General features: G+C 63.2%; 16 protein-coding genes. 14 read left to right on the forward strand and 2 right to left on the reverse strand.

The features are described from left to right. Positions 1-7 precede the first annotated feature (7 nt). Positions 8-1,093, forward strand: coding sequence for a GDP-mannose 4,6-dehydratase (gene gmd / locus ACZXDY_RS32200; RefSeq protein WP_463331264.1), 1,086 nt, complete (start codon positions 8-10; stop codon positions 1,091-1,093). Then, entirely contained in the window at positions 1,074-2,030 is a 957-nt protein-coding gene (locus tag ACZXDY_RS32205) for a GDP-L-fucose synthase family protein (protein ID WP_028164926.1), read from the forward strand. The genes gmd and ACZXDY_RS32205 overlap by 20 nt, the downstream gene beginning before the upstream one ends. Before the next feature lie 150 nt (positions 2,031-2,180). Here the strand turns inward: ACZXDY_RS32205 and ACZXDY_RS32210 are convergent, their stop codons facing one another. Further along, positions 2,181-3,023, reverse strand: coding sequence for a uroporphyrinogen-III synthase (locus ACZXDY_RS32210; protein ID WP_464348291.1), 843 nt, complete (start codon positions 3,021-3,023; stop codon positions 2,181-2,183). A 169-nt stretch (positions 3,024-3,192) separates the two neighbouring features. Between ACZXDY_RS32210 and purU the strand changes: the two genes are divergently transcribed. Next, positions 3,193-4,056, forward strand: coding sequence for a formyltetrahydrofolate deformylase (purU, locus tag ACZXDY_RS32215; protein WP_464348292.1), 864 nt, complete (start codon positions 3,193-3,195; stop codon positions 4,054-4,056). A gap of 22 nt (positions 4,057-4,078) precedes the next feature. On the opposite strand, the gene ACZXDY_RS32220 is transcribed toward purU, so the two are convergent. After that, entirely contained in the window at positions 4,079-4,357 is a 279-nt protein-coding gene (locus tag ACZXDY_RS32220; protein WP_464348293.1) for a hypothetical protein, read from the reverse strand. A 292-nt stretch (positions 4,358-4,649) separates the two neighbouring features. Between ACZXDY_RS32220 and ACZXDY_RS32225 the strand changes: the two genes are divergently transcribed. The 11 genes from ACZXDY_RS32225 to ACZXDY_RS32275 all read left to right on the forward strand — a co-directional run bounded on the left by ACZXDY_RS32225 (position 4,650) and on the right by ACZXDY_RS32275 (position 16,879). Beyond that, the gene (locus ACZXDY_RS32225) at positions 4,650-5,822 is read left to right on the forward strand and encodes an ABC transporter substrate-binding protein (RefSeq protein WP_464348294.1); all 1,173 of its coding nucleotides are present in this window, start codon (positions 4,650-4,652) and stop codon (positions 5,820-5,822) included. Positions 5,823-5,999: 177 nt separating this feature from the next. Next, the gene (locus ACZXDY_RS32230; RefSeq protein WP_028164931.1) at positions 6,000-6,869 is read left to right on the forward strand and encodes a branched-chain amino acid ABC transporter permease; all 870 of its coding nucleotides are present in this window, start codon (positions 6,000-6,002) and stop codon (positions 6,867-6,869) included. A gap of 8 nt (positions 6,870-6,877) precedes the next feature. Next, on the forward strand, positions 6,878-7,909 hold the full coding sequence (locus ACZXDY_RS32235) for a branched-chain amino acid ABC transporter permease (RefSeq protein WP_464348295.1): 1,032 nt from the start codon (positions 6,878-6,880) through the stop codon (positions 7,907-7,909). After that, positions 7,906-8,658 carry an ABC transporter ATP-binding protein gene (locus ACZXDY_RS32240; protein WP_464348296.1) on the forward strand — a complete coding sequence of 251 codons (753 nt, stop codon included), beginning with the start codon at positions 7,906-7,908 and terminating at the stop codon, positions 8,656-8,658. The genes ACZXDY_RS32235 and ACZXDY_RS32240 overlap by 4 nt, the downstream gene beginning before the upstream one ends. Then, on the forward strand, positions 8,651-9,367 hold the full coding sequence (locus ACZXDY_RS32245) for an ABC transporter ATP-binding protein (protein WP_464348297.1): 717 nt from the start codon (positions 8,651-8,653) through the stop codon (positions 9,365-9,367). Before ACZXDY_RS32240 ends, ACZXDY_RS32245 begins: the two co-directional genes overlap by 8 nt. Positions 9,368-9,391: 24 nt before the next feature. Next, entirely contained in the window at positions 9,392-10,510 is a 1,119-nt protein-coding gene (locus ACZXDY_RS32250) for a cobalamin-independent methionine synthase II family protein (protein ID WP_028164935.1), read from the forward strand. A gap of 286 nt (positions 10,511-10,796) precedes the next feature. Beyond that, positions 10,797-12,152: a hypothetical protein gene (locus ACZXDY_RS32255; protein ID WP_464348298.1), complete on the forward strand. Its 1,356-nt coding sequence runs from the start codon at positions 10,797-10,799 to the stop codon at positions 12,150-12,152. A gap of 58 nt (positions 12,153-12,210) precedes the next feature. Beyond that, positions 12,211-13,407 carry a methionine adenosyltransferase gene (gene metK, locus ACZXDY_RS32260; RefSeq protein ID WP_028164937.1) on the forward strand — a complete coding sequence of 399 codons (1,197 nt, stop codon included), beginning with the start codon at positions 12,211-12,213 and terminating at the stop codon, positions 13,405-13,407. Between the two features lie 129 nt (positions 13,408-13,536). Continuing rightward, positions 13,537-14,964, forward strand: a complete 1,428-nt coding sequence (ahcY, locus tag ACZXDY_RS32265) for an adenosylhomocysteinase (RefSeq protein ID WP_028164938.1) — start codon at positions 13,537-13,539, stop codon at positions 14,962-14,964. A gap of 129 nt (positions 14,965-15,093) precedes the next feature. Next, positions 15,094-16,560, forward strand: a complete 1,467-nt coding sequence (locus ACZXDY_RS32270; RefSeq protein WP_464348299.1) for a flavin-containing monooxygenase — start codon at positions 15,094-15,096, stop codon at positions 16,558-16,560. A 166-nt stretch (positions 16,561-16,726) separates the two neighbouring features. Next, complete coding sequence (locus tag ACZXDY_RS32275; RefSeq protein WP_196237300.1) at positions 16,727-16,879, forward strand: hypothetical protein; 153 nt, start codon at positions 16,727-16,729, stop codon at positions 16,877-16,879. The last annotated feature ends 579 nt before the right edge of the window (positions 16,880-17,458 follow it).

Below are 17,458 nucleotides of genomic sequence, written 5' to 3' on the forward strand. Positions count from 1 at the left end.
AGAGGACATGCCGGTTCAGGACTCCAAGCGACGTGTCGCGCTGATCACGGGCGCCACCGGTCAGGACGGCGCTTACCTCGCTGAATATCTGCTCGGCCTTGGCTACACCGTCCATGGCATCAAGCGTCGCTCGTCGTCGTTCAATACGGCGCGCGTCGATCATCTCTACCAGGATCCCCATGTCGGCAACGTGCCGTTCCTGCTGCACTATGGCGATATGACGGACTCGACCAACCTGATCCGGCTGATGCAGCAGATCAGGCCGACCGAGATCTATAACCTCGCCGCGCAAAGCCATGTCGGGGTCAGTTTCGAAAGCCCGGAATATACGGCGAATGCCGATGCCATCGGCGTGCTGCGCCTCTTGGAGGCGATCCGCATCCTCAACATGGAGAAGGAGACGCGGTTCTATCAGGCCTCGACATCGGAGCTTTACGGCCTGGTTCAGGAAGTGCCGCAGCGGGAAACCACGCCGTTCTATCCGCGTTCGCCTTATGGCGTGGCGAAGCTTTACGGCTACTGGATCACGGTGAACTACCGCGAGGCCTACGGTATGTACGCTTCGAACGGCATCCTGTTCAACCATGAGAGCCCGATTCGCGGCGAGACCTTCGTTACCCGCAAGATCACCCGCGGCGTCGCCCGCATCGAGGTCGGGCTCGAGGACACGCTCTATCTCGGCAATCTTGAGGCCAAGCGCGACTGGGGTCATGCGCGGGATTATGTCGAGGGTATGCACAGGATCCTGCAGGCGGATGCTCCTGACGATTTCGTGCTGGCGACTGGCGAGACGCGCTCGGTGCGCGAATTCGTGGAACTTGCGTTTGCCGAAGCCGGCCGCGGAATCGAGTGGCGCGGGAAGGGCGTTGACGAGATCGGGGTCGACACAAAATCCGGCAAGACCGTGGTCCGTATCGACCCGACTTATTTCCGGCCGACCGAGGTCGACCTCTTGATCGGCGACGCCAGCAAGGCGCGCGAGAAGCTCGGCTGGAAGCCGAAGACCAGCTTTGCCCAGCTCGTGAAAGAGATGGTCGCGAGCGACCTCGCCGAGGCCAGGCAGGAGGCTGCCAATGGCAAGCACGCCGTTTGAGCTGAAAGGCAAGACGGTCTTTGTCGCCGGCCATCGTGGCATGGTCGGCTCGTCGCTGGTGCGACGGCTTGCACAGGAGGATGTCGAGGTTCTGACGGTGCCGCACGGCGAAGTCGATCTGCGCGACCAGGCCGCGGTCAACCGGTGGTTTGCCGCCAGGCGGCCGCAGGTGGTGTTCCTGGCGGCGGCGAAAGTCGGTGGCATCGCCGCCAACGACCTGCTGCGCGCCGAGTTCCTCTACGACAATCTGGCGATCGCAACCAACGTGATCCACGCGGCTCACGTCAACGGAACCGAGAAGCTGATGTTCTTCGGCTCCTCCTGCATCTATCCTCGCTTGGCGCCACAGCCGCTGCGCGAGGACTCGATGCTGACGGGGCCGCTGGAGCCGACCAATGAGCCCTATGCGATTGCCAAGATCGCGGGCATCAAGATGGCGGAAACCTATCGCAGCCAGTACGGCGCGGATTTCATCAGCGTGATGCCCACCAATCTGTATGGTCGCGGTGATAATTATCACCCCGAATACAGCCACGTCGTCGCGGCCTTGATCCGCCGTTTCCATGAGGCGAAAGCGTCGGGGGCGAAGAGTGTTGCGGTCTGGGGCACCGGCACGCCGCGGCGCGAATTCCTCTATGTCGACGATCTCGCCGACGCCTGCATCCACCTGATGAAGGTCTATTCCGACAGCGGCTTGGTCAATATCGGCACGGGCAAGGACATCACGATCGCGGAATTCGCCCGCGTCGTCGCGGCGGCGGTCGGCTATGACGGCGAGATCAGCTATGACACCTCGCGGCCCGACGGCACGCCGCGCAAATTGCTCGACGTCAGCCGGCTGGCCGCGCTTGGCTGGCAAGCAAGGACTTCGCTGGAAGACGGCATCAGGCTCGCCTATCGGGCATACCTGAGCGAGACCCTGCAGGCGGCGGAATAGCGCCCCAGCCTCACAGCCCGTCATTGCGAGCCAACGGGTCGCGCGAACGCGCGCCCGATGACAGGCTCCGCGAAGCAATCCATCTCGCCACGTGCGGGGGCATGGATTGCTTCGTCGCTTTGCTCCTCGCAATGACGGAGAAGAGAGTGGTTACCTCGTCCCCACCCGGGGCGGATGTTTTCCGAGTGCCACCGCCATCGCCGAGATCAGCGGCTTCATGAAGTAGGCGTCGTTCGCCGGCGCGATGTCGGTGCGCAGGCCGTGCGAGGCGAGTTCGCCCGAGACCGCCGGCCCCACCGAGGCGATCGAGGTTCGGTCTAGGCCCTGACGCAACCTGTCCTCAGAGCCGCGCGCCCGCGCGGCTTCGAACAGCCGGCGCACCTGGCCGAGATTGGTCAACGCGATCGCATCGATCCGGCCCTCCGCCATCTCGTCGATGGCGGCGACGATGTTGGCGTCGGCAGCCTTGGGATCGTAGACATAGGGCAGCACGGTATCGACCTCCGCGCCCTGGGCTTTGATCGCGCCGATCAATGCGCTGTGATCCTTGTCCGGATAGAGCTGGAGGCCGAGGCGATGGCCCTTCAGGTCGATCCGGGACAGCATCTCGATGACGCCCTCCGAGGTCGGTTTCTCCGTCGTCACCTGCGGCTCGAGCCCGATCTCGCGCAACGCACGGCCGGGCTTTGGGCCACGGGCGAATTTGCGGGCCTTGCTCAGCGCTGCAATGAATTCCTGCTCGACGCCGACGCGGCGCACGACCTTCATCAAGCGCCGCAGGCCCTCGCCGGTCATCAGCACCAGATCATCGAATGGCTTTTCGATACAGCGCCTGATCCAGGCTTCGATCGGCGCCGGATCCGGCGCATCGTGGATCGCGAACATCGGACATTGCAGCACGTCGGCTCCCTGTTCGGTGAGCAGCCGGGAGAATTGCGCCTCCTCGCGTGTCTCCAGGATCAGGATGCGGTAGCCGTTCAGCCGGTCAGCCATGATGTGCCTCTCGTAGAGTTTAATTTGGCCCCTGCTGCGGGATTGGCGCAAGGGCGACGGCGGTGGTACAGCAGGGTCCGCAAATCCGCGGTTCCTGCGGCTGCCCAAGCCTTAATCAATCAAGCCCTCATCGGCCAAACCCCAATCAGCCAAGTCTCGATCCATCGCCATGTCCGACCCCCAATTTGTCCTGACTCTGTCCTGCCCCGACCGCCCCGGTATCGTCTCGGCGGTCTCGACCTTTCTCGCGCATAATGGTCAGAACATCCTGGACGCCCAACAGTTCGACGATATCGAAACCAAGAAATTCTTCATGCGGGTGGTCTTCACCGCCGCCGACCTCGCGGTCGAATTGTCGGCGCTGCAGACCGGCTTTGCCGCAATCGCCGAGCGTTTCGGCATGGTTTGGCAGATGCGCGACCGCGCAAGCCGCCGCCGTGTGATGCTGCTGGTCTCCAAGTCCGATCACTGCCTGGTCGATATCCTCTATCGCTGGCGCACCGGCGAATTGCAGATGATCCCGACCGCGATCGTCTCCAACCACCCCCGCGAGACCTACAACCACCTCGATTTCGGTGATATCCCGTTCCACTACCTGCCCGTGACCAGGGAGACCAAACGCGAGCAGGAAGCCGCGGTCTGGAAGCTCGCGGAGGACACCAATACCGACCTCGTCGTGCTCGCGCGCTACATGCAGATCCTGTCGGACGAATTGTCGGCAAAGCTCGCCGGCCGCTGCATCAATATCCACCATTCGTTCCTGCCGGGCTTCAAGGGTGCGCGCCCCTACCACCAGGCCCATGAGCGCGGCGTCAAACTGATCGGCGCCACCGCGCATTACGTCACCGGCGACCTCGACGAAGGGCCGATCATCGACCAGGACGTCGAGCGCATCAGCCACCGCGATACGCCCGACGATCTCGTCCGCAAGGGCCGCGATATCGAGCGCCGGGTGCTGGCCCGCGCGATCCGCTACCATCTCGAGGACCGCGTGATCCCCAACGGCCGCAAGACGGTGGTGTTCGTCGACTGAGCGCAGTAGCGCTCGTCAGTCCTCAATGAGCGGTGTCCTGCGAGGTCGGTGCCGGCTTATTTTCGTCGCCTCGCTCAGCCGCAGGCATCATCCGCTTGCGTTCTCGCTCGCGCATGAATTCGTCATATTTGGCGGTCCCCGGCCGAGGTGGGGCGTCGGCGGGCAGCCCGCCCGCCCAGGCCGGAATGAAGTCCGCCGCGCCGGCAGACAGCTTCTCGTTGACGGTACCGCATCCGCCCAAGGCGCAGCCTGTCAGGGCGAGGGCGAAAAGGGTTGCGAGAGGGCGGGCACTGGTCGGCATCGCGATGCAGGGGTGTCGTGGGCTTGAGGATTTGGATCGAATTGCGCCAACCTTTGGCGCGGGTCGGCAGACCCTAGTTTCGAAATGGTAAGATAGCCTTATCAGGTCTTGTTGGAGGTATTATAGAACCCTAAGCTGTCAGCAGTCAGCGCACGGGCGCCATCGTCGGCTTGACAAACCGGTGCCGGACGACGCCATTCGCCGCGCTACACCGCCGAACAATCTGGGCTATGGTGAGGCAGGGCCGGGGACTCGGTTCGATCTGCAAGAACGATGAGGGGGAGAGGCGTTCATGTTCATTCGCCGTCAATTGCTGCTGGCTGCAGGCGCCATTGCCGCCGCAGCGGCCGTCGTGCCCGTCCGGGCGGAGGAAACGGTCAAGGTCGGCCTGATCGTGCCGATGACCGGCGGGCAAGCCTCGACCGGCAAACAGATCGACAACGCGATCAAGCTCTACATGCAGCAGAAGGGGGACACGGTCGCCGGCAAGAAGATCGAGATCATCCTGAGGGACGATGCCGCGGTTCCCGACAACGCCAAGCGGCTCGCCCAGGAGCTGATCGTCAACGAGAAGGTCAACATCATTGCCGGTTTCGGCGTCACCCCGGCCGCGCTCGCCGCGGCGCCCCTGGCGACCCAGGCGAAAGTTCCGGAAATCGTGATGGCGGCCGGCACCTCGATCATTACCGAGCGCTCGCCCTATATCGTCCGCACCAGCTTCACGCTGCCGCAGTCTTCCACCATCATCGGCGATTGGGCGGTCAAGAACGGCATCAAGAAGGTGGCCACGCTGACCTCGGATTACGCGCCCGGCAACGACGCGCTCGCTTCCTTCAAGGAGCATTTCGTGGCCGGCGGCGGCGAGATCGTCGAAGAGGTCAAGGTGCCGCTCGCCAATCCCGACTTCGCGCCATTCCTGCAACGGATGAAGGATTCCAAGCCGGACGCCATGTTCGTGTTCGTGCCGGCCGGGCAGGGCGGCAACTTCATGAAGCAATATGCCGAGCGCGGGCTGGACAAGAGCGGCATCAGGGTGATCGGCCCAGGTGACGTCATGGACGACGATCTCCTCAATAATATGGGCGATGCCGCGCTCGGCGCGGTCACCGCGCATCTCTATTCCGCCGCACATCCTTCGCAGACCAACAAGGAATTCGTGGCCGCCTACAAGAAGGCGTTCAACAATCGTCCCGGCTTCATGGCGGTGGGCGGCTATGATGGAATCCATCTGATCTACGAAGCCCTGAAGAAGACCGGCGGCGACGTGACCGGCGACAAGCTGATCGCGGCGATGAAGGGGATGAAGTGGGAGAGCCCGCGGGGGCCGATCTCGATCGACCCTGAGACGCGCGACATCGTGCAGAACATCTATATCCGCAAGGTCGAGAAGGTTGACGGCGAACTCTACAACGTCGAATTCGCGACCTTCGAAGCCGTGAAGGACCCCGGCAAGACCAAGAAGTGACTCCGCGCTCGTCATTATCGGGTGCGCGCCGCGTTCTCTCCGCGTCATGCCCGGGCTTGTCCCGGGCATCCACGCTGTTCTCTGCAGCGAGAAAGACGCGGATGGCCGGGACAGGCCCGGCCATGACGCGGTCGCTAGACGTGGGCCACTCTTCAATATTGGCTGATCGGGGATGAAATGACCTCGCTCTTCACCATCCTGTTCGACGGCGTTGCCTACGGCATGCTGCTGTTCGTGCTCGCCTGCGGGCTCGCGGTGACGCTCGGACTGATGAATTTCGTCAATCTCGCGCACGGCGCCTTCGCGATGGCCGGCGGCTACATCTGCGCGGTGCTGGTGAATAATTCCGGCTGGCCGTTCTTTGCGGCGCTGCCGCTCGCCTTCGTCGGCAGTGGCGCGATTGGCGTGGTCCTTGAGCGAACGCTGTACCGTCATCTCTACGCGCGCAGCCATCTCGACCAGGTGCTGTTCTCCATCGGCCTCGTTTTCATGTCGATCGCGGCGGTCGACTACACCATGGGCTCGTCGCGGGTCTTCATCAAATTGCCGGCGGCCCTCGAGGGGCAGTTCGATGTCTTCGGGGTCGGCATCGGTCGCTACCGGCTGATGATCATCGTGATCTGCGGTTTGCTCACGGTCGCGCTGCAATTGATCCTGGCGCGGACGCGCTTCGGCAGCCGCCTGCGCGCGGCGGTCGATGATCCCCGTGCCGCGATCGGGCTCGGCATCAATGTGCCGCAGGTCTTCGCTTTCACCTTCGCCTTCGGTTGCGGGCTGGCCGGGCTCGGCGGCGCGTTGAGCGCGGAGATCCTCGGTCTTGATCCTTATTTCCCGCTCAAATTCATGATCTACTTTCTGATCGTGGTGACGGTGGGCGGCTCCTCCTCGATCACCGGGCCATTCCTGGCTTCGCTCTTGCTCGGAATCGGCGATGTCGCCGGCAAATATTATGTCCCGAAGATGGGACCCTTCGTGATCTACACGATCATGATCGTGATCCTGATCTGGCGTCCGAACGGCCTGTTCGGCCGCACGGCCGCGCGCTGAGGGATGCGATGAGCACGCTTCCCGACGTTTCCACGCATGTGGTTGCCGGCGCCCGCTGGCGACCGGGCGAGATTGCCTTCTGGATCGTGGTCGTCGCCTGCGGCTTCCTGTTTCCATCCCGCTACCTGATCATGACCGAGATCGTGCGGCTCGCTTTGTTCGCGCTGTCGCTCGACCTGATCCTTGGCTATGCCGGCATCGTCTCGCTCGGGCATGCCGCATTCTTCGGCGTCGGCGCCTATTCCGCGGGGCTGCTGGCGCTGCACGGTATCATCAGCGAGCCGGTAGTCGCGCTCGTGGTCGCAGGCCTTGCTGCCATGGTGCTCGGCTTCTTCACGAGCTTTCTTGTCATCCGCGGCGTCGATCTGACGCGGCTGATGGTCACACTCGGCATCGCGCTGCTCCTGGAGGCGCTCGCCGAACGCTTCTCCGATATCACCGGCGGTACCGACGGATTGCAGGGCATCGAGATGCAGCCGATCCTCGGCCGCTTCGCGTTCGACATCTTCGGCCAGACCGGCTTCTTCTACTCGCTGATCGTGCTGTTCCTCCTGTTCGTGCTGGCGCGGCGGATCGTGCATTCGCCGTTCGGGCTGTCGCTGCGCGCGATCAGGAACAACCCGCTGCGCGCCGCCGCGATCGGTATTCCCGTCAATCGCCGATTGATCGCGATCTATACCGTCTCGGCGTTCTATGCCGGCGTCGCCGGCGCGCTGTTCACGCAGACCACGGCGCTGGCTTCGCTCGACGTGTTCTCGTTCGAGCGTTCGGCGGATTTGATGCTGATGCTGGTCATCGGCGGCACCGGCTATCTCTATGGCGGGCTGATCGGCGCCGTCGTGTTCAAGATGCTGCAGGAGCTGTTTTCGACCATTACGCCGCAATACTGGCTGTTCTGGATCGGGCTGGTGCTGGTCGTGATCGTTCTGGTCGGCCGCGCCCGCATCCATCGTTGGGCGCTTTGGCTGCCCAACCTCATCATCCGGCAATTTACCGGTCGCCGGGCCGTTGTCGTGGTTCCCGAAAGCGATGCGTCATGATGATCGCGCTGGAAACCAGGGGACTGGAAAAAACCTTCGGCGGCTTGCGCGTCACGCGCGACCTTTCGCTCCGGATCGAGCAGGGCGCCCGCCACGCTTTGATCGGGCCGAACGGGGCCGGCAAGACCACGGTGATCAACCTGCTCACCGGGGTCCTGCGGCCCAATGCCGGCCGCATCCTGCTCGAAGGCAACGACATCACCAACCTGCCGGTGCACAAGCGCGTGCTGCGTGGCCTGTCGCGTACGTTCCAGATCAACCAGCTCTATCCCGATCTCACCCCACTGGAGACCATTGGGCTCGCGGTCTCCGAACGGATGGGACGCGGCGGCGACTGGTGGCGGCGGATGGGGACGCGGGTAGACGTCAACGCCGAGATCGCCGAGATCCTGGCGCGGTTTCATTTGCTCGACGTCATGAACGAGCCCACCGTCACTTTGCCCTATGGCAAGCAGCGCCTGCTCGAGATCGCGGTCGCGATTGCCACCAGACCCCGCGTGCTGCTGCTCGACGAGCCGGCCGCCGGCGTACCCGAAATCGAGCGCCACGACATTCTGACCACTGTCGCCGCGCTGCCGCGCGAGGTAACGGTGCTCCTGATCGAGCACGACATGGATCTCGTATTCTCCTTCGCCGACCGCATTTCGGTACTGGTCAACGGTGCGCTATTGACCGAAGGTCCGCCGGATGCCGTGGCGCGCGACCCGCAAGTGAAGGCGGTCTATCTCGGCGAGGCGGCCGATGCCTGAGCTGCTCGCGATCGAGGGCCTGCGTGCTGGCTATGGCGAGGCGGTGGTGCTGCCGGGCATGACGCTGTCGCTCCCCGAAGGCCAGGTGCTGGCGCTGCTCGGGCGCAACGGCACAGGCAAGACCACGCTAATCAATTCCATCGTCGGCGTCACCCGCCGTTTCGGCGGCCGCATTGCGCTGGCCGGGCAGGACATCACGGCGCTGCGTCCGGATCAGCGGGCCCGCGCTGGGGTCGGCTGGGTGCCGCAGGAACGCAATATCTTTCGCTCCCTCACGGTTGAGGAGAACATGACCGCAGTGGCCCAGCCAGGACCATGGACGGTGGAGAGGATCTACCAGATGTTCCCCCGGCTGAAGGAGCGGCGCGGCAATTTCGGCAACCAGCTCTCCGGTGGCGAGCAGCAGATGTTGGCGATCGGCCGCGCGCTGACCTTGAACCCAAAGGTGCTGCTCTTGGACGAGCCGACAGAGGGACTGGCGCCGATCATCGTTGAGGAATTGCTGAAAGCGCTCGGCACGATCACCCGCTCTGGTGGTATCTGCTCGATCATCGTAGAACAGCACGCGCAAAAGGTTCTGGGGCTCGCGGACCGCGTCGTGATATTGGAACGCGGCACAATCGTGCACGATGCGGCAAGCGATGCCTTGAAAGCCGATCCCACGGTGCTCGAGCGGCATCTTGGGGTCTCCCGCGCCAAAGCGCATTAATTCCGTCCCTAGGGAGTCGAAACCATGCAACGAACAAAACCTCCTTTCCGCGCCGACGAGGTCGGCAGCCTGCTGCGGCCACCGAAGATCAAGGAGGCGCGCGCCAAGCTTGAAAAGGGCGAGATCACGCCCGAGGATCTGCGCAAGATCGAGGACATCGAGATCGAGAAGGTCGTGCACCGCCAAGCCTCCACCGGGCTGAAGCTCGCGACCGACGGTGAATTCCGTCGCTCCTGGTGGCACTTTGACTTTCTCGCCAAGCTGACCGGCTGCGAACTGTTCCACCCGGACGCCGGCATCCAGTTCGCAGGCGTGCAGACGCGCCATGACGCAATCCGCGTGATCGACAAATTGGATTTCCCCGACGACCATCCGATGCTCGATCACTTCAGGTTTCTGAAGAAATACGCCGACCAGGCTCATGTCACGGCGAAGATGACGATCCCCGCGCCGTCGGTGCTGCACTTCCGCGGTGGCCGCAACCTGATCTCGAAGGAGGTCTATCCCGACCTCGAACCGTTCTTCGAGGATCTCGGCAAGACCTACCGCAAGGCCGTGAAGGCGTTTTATGACGCCGGCTGCCGCTATCTGCAGTTCGACGACACGGTGTGGGCCTATCTCTGCTCGCAGGACGAATTGCAGAAGGCGCGCGAGCGCGGCGACAATCCCGATGGCCTGCAGGAGATCTACGCCCGCGTCATCAACTACGCGATCGCGGACCGTCCGTCCGACATGGTGATCTCGACCCATGTCTGCCGCGGCAATTTCCGCTCCACCTGGATTTCGTCCGGCGGCTACGAGCCGGTGGCGGAAACGCTGCTCGGCGGCACGAACTACGATGGCTATTTCCTCGAATATGATTCCGACCGTGCCGGCGGTTTCGAGCCGCTGCGCTATTTGCCAAAGGGCAACAAGATCGTGGTGGTCGGCGTCATTACTTCCAAATTCGGCGAGCTCGAGAGCAGGGACGCCATCAAGCGACGTCTGGAGGAAGCTTCCAAATTTGCGCCGCTCGACCAGCTCGCGCTCTCGCCGCAATGCGGCTTCGCCTCGACCGAGGAAGGCAACATCCTCTCCGAAGACGAGCAATGGGCGAAGCTCAGGCTCGCGGTGGAAGTCGCCGAAGAGGTGTGGGGGAGGTAGTCTATCCCCAACGTCATTGCGGGCACCGCTTTCTCCCTTGTCATTGCGACCCGTCGGCTCGCAATGACGGGTCAAGCAGATCACTTCTCCGCAGGGTAGAACTCTCTTGGTAGCGGTGGTCAGCATCTGCTCCACCTCGCGGTGTTGAGCGGACCGAGCTGCGCGCGATTGCGCATTCCAGTTGCCCTGTGGCGGGAGAGGCTAGGGGGGTTCAAAGAGTGGGAAACTTGTGCTAGGAGGAGATGACGCTCTATCGCTGCCCACTGCTGTCCCACTCTTTGGCCCAATGAAGAACGACCAAATCCTGAGCCAGATCACTGACTTCTGCCGGGGGGCCGACATGGCCGAGTCCACGTTCGGCCGGCGTGCGGTCAATGACGGCAAGCTGGTGCACCGGCTGCGGGAGGGCAAAAAGATCACTATCGACACGCTGGACCGCATCCAGGCCTTCATTGCCACCTCGACGCCGGGCGGCGTGGCGCCGCCGCGGGGGCTGGTGGTGCCGCTGGAGAAGCGCGATCCGCGACAGAATTTCCGTTTTTTCGAGAACCGGCAGCGGTATTTGCTGTTCGTCCATACCTGCGGCGAGAAGCGGGTGATCGCACAGCGGGTAGCGCTGGAGCTTTCCGCCATCCATCCCCGGCCGCCGGCGCTGCGGGTATTCGACGCCGGCGTCGGCGATGGCACGGTGCTGGCGCGGGTGCTGCGCGCCATGCATAGCCGCTTTCCTCATCTGCCGTTCTACGTGGCTGGCAAGGAACTCAGTCTGGAGGACGTCCGGCTGACCCTCGACAAGGTGCCGGACCGGCTGTTCGAGCACCCTTCGACCGTGTTCGTGCTGACCAACATGTATTATGACGAGGCGCCCTGGCTGACCCCCAAATCCCCGGTGGCGGCCGCCAGCACGCTCTGGCACGAGGTACCGCTGCGGGGCGGCTCGTCGGGCGAATTCGAGGCCCAGATCGCGGAACTCGGCCCGTTTCTCGAGCAGAATTGGCGTGCCCGCGTCAGCCCACGATCCGGGATGCCCATCTATGAGCGCCCGGTGGTTTTGGTGCTCTACCGGGAGGACCAACGGTTCCTGCTCGATTCGATCATTCCGCGGGCCGGCAAGACCGAGGCCAATTTCGACCTTGTCATCGCATCCCAGCCATACCGGGCAAAATCGTCTGTGAATTTCCGCGCCAAGCGCATCATCGCGCCGCTGGCGCGGGCCTTGCGCGCCGGTGGGCGCTTGATCGGTATCCACTCTCATGGCCACGATCCGGGCTTGGAAATTATCCAGGCCGTGTGGCCCGGAGAAAATCCTTTCGCCGTCAGCCGCCATGAGATCTTGCGCGCGGTCAAATACGAGCTGGGATCGGCCGGGCGCGACCTTAACTTTAACGCATACGCGGATAACCGCTCGATCTTCCGCTATGATATGGAAGCCTTGCCTAACGAGGTCACCGGCTCGATCGGAACCTCGACTGCCTTTGCAGCGTGGAACGCGGCGGTGTATGTCGCCCAGGTTGAAGATGACCGGTTGGCGGAGTTGGCGGAAAGCGGCCGAACTCTCGAAGCCACCCGCGACGTTCTGCGCAAACATAATGGGCTTTGGTTCTACGACGAATCCTACGTCATCTCGCGTCGCCGGGACTGACATGTCAGGAACACACTCACACAAACGTCGGAAGTCGACATAACAAGGGGTTTGCTTGATGCGCGCGTCTTATCTGTTCACCAGCGAGTCGGTCTCCGAAGGGCATCCAGACAAGGTCTGCGACCGGATCTCGGACGAGATCGTCGATCTGTTCTATCGGGAAGGGCCGAAAGCCGGCATCGACCCGTGGCAGATCCGCGCCGCCTGCGAAACGCTCGCCACGACCAACAAGGTGGTGATCGCCGGCGAAACCCGCGGGCCCCAGTCGGTGACCAACGACCAGATCGAAAGCACCGTCCGCGAGGCGATCAAGGACATCGGCTACGAGCAGGAGGGCTTCCACTGGAAGAACTGCGACATCGAGATCCTCCTGCATCCGCAGTCGGCCGATATCGCGCAGGGCGTCGATGGGCAGCAGCCGGGCGACGCCAAGGAAGAGGGCGCGGGCGACCAGGGCATCATGTTCGGTTACGCCACTAATGAGACGCCGGACCTGATGCCGGCGCCGATCTTCTATGCCCACAAGATCCTGCGGCTGATTTCCGAAGCGCGTCACTCCGGCCGCGAGAAGGTGCTGGGGCCGGACTCCAAGAGCCAGGTGACCGTGCAGTACGAGAACGGCAAGCCGGTCGGCGTGCGCGAGATCGTGGTCTCGCACCAGCATCTGGTCGAGGACCTCTCCTCCAATCAGGTTCGCGACATCGTCGAGCCCTATGTGCGCGAGGCGCTGCCGAAGGATTGGATCAACGGCAAGACCATCTGGCACATCAACCCGACCGGCAAGTTCTTCATCGGCGGCCCCGATGGTGACTCCGGTCTCACCGGCCGCAAGATCATCGTCGACACCTATGGCGGCGCGGCCCCGCATGGCGGCGGCGCTTTCTCCGGCAAGGATCCGACCAAGGTCGACCGCTCGGCCGCCTATGCCGCGCGCTATGTGGCCAAGAACATCGTCGCCGCCGGTCTCGCCGACCGCTGCACCCTGCAGCTCGCTTACGCGATCGGCGTGGCGCGGCCGCTGTCGATCTACATCGACACCCATGGCACCGGTAAGGTGCCGGAGGACAAGCTCGAGAAGGCGGTGGCGCAGGCGATGGACCTGACCCCGCGCGGCATCCGCACCCATCTCGACCTCAACCGTCCGATCTACGCACGGACCTCGGCCTACGGTCATTTCGGCCGCACGCCCGACAATGAGGGCGGCTTCTCCTGGGAGAAGACCGATCTCGTCGAGCCGCTCAAGCGCGCAGTCTAAGCAGCGTACGTCATTCCGGGGCGCTCGCGAGAGCGAGCAAACCCGGAATCCTTGTCCATCATTTTGAGATTCCGGGTTCGCCTCTTCGAGGCGCCCCGGAATGACGAGTTTAACAACAGGAATCTCGCGATGAACGCCCCGACAAAGCCTGGCTTCACCGACTATATCGTCAAGGACATCTCGCTCGCCGACTTCGGCCGCAAGGAAATCTCGCTCGCAGAAACCGAGATGCCCGGGTTGATGGCGACACGCGAGGAGTTCGGCCCCAAGCAGCCCCTGAAGGGCGCGCGTATCGCCGGCTCCCTGCACATGACGATCCAGACCGCTGTCTTGATCGAGACGCTGGCCGCGCTCGGCGCCGACATCCGCTGGGTCTCCTGCAACATCTATTCGACCCAGGACCACGCCGCGGCCGCGATCGCTGCTGCCGGCATTCCGGTGTTCGCGGTGAAGGGCGAGACCCTCACCGAATACTGGGACTACACCGCCAAGCTGTTCGACTGGCACGGCGGCGGCACGCCCAACATGATCCTCGACGACGGCGGCGACGCCACCATGCTGGTGCATGCCGGCTACCGCGCCGAGCAGGGCGACACTGCGTTCCTCGACAAGCCCGGCTCGGAGGAAGAGGAGATCTTCTACGCGCTGATCAAGCGGCTTCTGAAGGAGAAGCCGAAGGGCTGGTTCGCCGAGATCGCCAAGAACATCAAGGGCGTCTCCGAGGAGACGACGACGGGCGTCCACCGCCTTTATGAAATGGCGAACAAGGGCACGCTGCTGTTCCCGGCCATCAACGTCAACGACAGCGTTACCAAGTCGAAGTTCGACAACCTCTATGGCTGCCGCGAGTCGCTGGTCGACGGCATCCGCCGTGGCACCGACGTGATGTTGTCGGGCAAGGTCGCGATGGTCGCGGGCTTCGGCGACGTCGGCAAGGGCTCGGCGGCTTCGCTGCGCCAGGCCGGCTGCCGCGTGATGGTCTCCGAGGTCGATCCGATCTGCGCGCTGCAGGCGGCGATGGAAGGCTATGAGGTCGTGACCATGGAACATGCCGCGCCGCGCGCCGACATCTTCGTTACCGCCACCGGCAACAAGGACATCATCACCATCGAGCACATGCGCGCGATGAAGGATCGTGCCATCGTCTGCAACATCGGTCACTTCGACAACGAGATCCAGATCGCGTCGCTGCGCAATCTGAAATGGACCAACATCAAGCCGCAGGTCGACGAGATCGAATTCCCCGACAAGCACCGCATCATCCTGCTGTCGGAAGGTCGACTCGTAAACCTCGGCAACGCCATGGGCCATCCGTCCTTCGTGATGTCGGCCTCCTTCACCAACCAGACGCTGGCGCAGATCGAGCTGTTCGCCAACAACAAGAACGGCAAGTACGAGAAGAAGGTCTACGTGCTGCCGAAGACGCTGGACGAGAAAGTCGCCCGCCTGCACCTCGCCAAGATCGGCGTCAAGCTGACCGAGCTGCGCAAGGACCAGGCCGACTATATCGGCGTCAAGCAGGAAGGCCCGTACAAGTCGGATCATTATCGCTACTGACCCCCGGTTCTCCTGAGCGAGATATTGGAAGGCTCCGGCGCAGTCCGGGGCCTTTTTCTTTGCCGCGGCCAACCGAAGCGAGTTGCAAATTGGTTCCCGCCTGCTCAATACTTCGGCAGGGAGAGCGTCATGACCGAGGCAATGGAGCATTTCGATGTCCTGATCGTCGGCGCCGGGCTGTCCGGCATCGGGGCGGGCTATCATCTGCAGCAGAAGTGCCCGAGCAAGAGCTACGTCATCCTCGAGGGCCGCGACTGCATCGGCGGCACCTGGGATCTGTTCCGCTATCCCGGCATCCGCTCCGACAGCGACATGTACACGCTCGGCTATTCGTTCCGCCCGTGGACCGAACCGAAGGCGATCGCGGACGGGCCGCGCATCCTGAACTATGTACGCGAGACCGCGGCGCAGAACGGGATCGACCGCAAGATCCGCTTCAACCATCGCGTCAAGCGTGTCTCGTGGTCGTCCGACGAGGCGCGCTGGACCGTCGAGGCGGAGCGCAGGGCAGGCGAGGGCGCGGCCGAGATCGTGCGCATCACCTGCAATTTCCTCCTCATGTGCTCGGGCTATTACAGATACGAGGAAGGTTACACGCCGGAATTCGCAGGCGTTGCCGACTTCGAGGGTCAGATCGTTCATCCGCAGAAATGGCCCGAGCATCTCGACTACGCCGGCAAGCGCGTGGTCGTGATCGGCTCAGGCGCGACCGCGGTGACGCTGGTGCCGGAGCTCGCCAAGACGGCCGCGCATGTCACCATGCTGCAGCGCTCGCCGACTTACGTGGTGGCGCGTCCGGCGGAGGATGCGCTCGCCAACAAGCTCCGGCGTAATCTCTCGGCGGGGCTCGCTTATCATCTGATCCGCTGGCGCAACGTGCTGCTCGGCATGTATTTCTTCCAGCTCTGCCGCCGCAAGCCGGAGCGCGCCAAGCAGCTCATCCTCGGCGGCATCAAGATGGCGCTCGGTCCGGATTACGACATCGGCACGCATTTCACGCCGCGCTACAATCCGTGGGAGCAGCGGCTCTGCCTCGTGCCGGACGGCGACCTGTTCAAATCGATCCGCGAGAAGCGCGCCTCCGTCGTCACCAGCCAGATCGATACCTTCACCAGGAACGGCATTCGCCTGAAGGACGGCAGCGAGCTTCCGGCCGACATCATCATCACCGCTACCGGGCTGGTCCTGCAGGTGCTCGGCGGCGTCGAGGTCAGCGTCGAGGGTCGCATCGTCGATTTCGCGAAAACGCTGAGCTACAAGGGCATGATGTATTCGGATGTGCCGAACCTCGCGGCGACGCTCGGCTACACCAACGCGTCGTGGACGCTGAAATGCGACCTCACCTGCGAATATGCCTGCCGTCTGATCAATTACATGGACCGGCACGGCTTTCGGCAGTGCGTGGCGCATAATCTCGATCCCTCGATCGAGGCGCTGCCGGCGCTGGATTTCTCGTCCGGCTATGTCCAGCGCTCGATCGCAAAATTGCCGAAGCAGGGCTCGAAGCGGCCGTGGCGGCTCTACCAGAACTATGCGCTCGACATCGTCTCCCTGCGCTATGGCAAGGTGGATGACGGCGTGATGCAGTATTCGTGACAATCCTCGCTGTTCTCGGCGAAACCTGCGCCTTAACGCCCCATGGGTAGTTTTGCGGATTCGGGCTTCCCGCCGAATCAGCCATTCTGCTGCGACGGTTAACCCCGGATTAACCGAGATACCCTACGCTGCACGGCCTGTGGCTGCTGATAGCAAGAGGAAGCCCATGGACGCCCAGCGAATTGCCGTCGATGCCCTCGTGGCGCTGACAGATTGCGACCGCGACGCCGCCGTTGCCTTCATCCGCCGCTTCTACCTCGCCGGCGTCAAGGACCCCAAGCGCCTGACCTTCAAGGGCCTGCAGGCGATGCGCGCCTGAGGGAGCCGTGCCGTAGGATGGGCAGAGCGGAGCGAAACCCATCGCCATAGTGCACGCGGCGTGAATGATGGGTTTCGCGCCGCCCTACCCATCCCACGATTCTCCCAACGTCGCTACGGTGTCGTCCCCGCGAAGGCGTCGCGAAGGCGGGGACCCATAACCACAGGGAAGTGTTGTGGCGCGAGCAAGCAGTTGCGGCGGAGCACACGACAACGGCCTGTGGTTATGGGTCCCGGGGCAAGCCCGGGACGACGGGAGGAGAGGCTCTGATTCAAATGTCAAACAGCTCTCCACTGTCATCGTCCGCCACCGGGTCGGCGCGTAGCGCCGCCCGATGACAGGCTCCGGCGGACGATCCGGTATTCCAGAGACGGTAGTGCTTACGCTCAGACGCCGCGGATTATTGGATGCCCGCCTTCGCGGGCATGACGATGGAGGATGAGGAAAGGATGTACTCCGCATTCTCGCGGCGCGTTACGCCCGAGCTTTGCGTTACTTTTCACGGTAGTGTGCGGAAGGTTCTGCAAAAGCCTGAGAGGCTGGAGCGGTCATGGTAAGTCCGGTGATTGCGAAGATCAC

It is taken from the genome of Bradyrhizobium sp. LeoB3, from assembly GCF_055456055.1.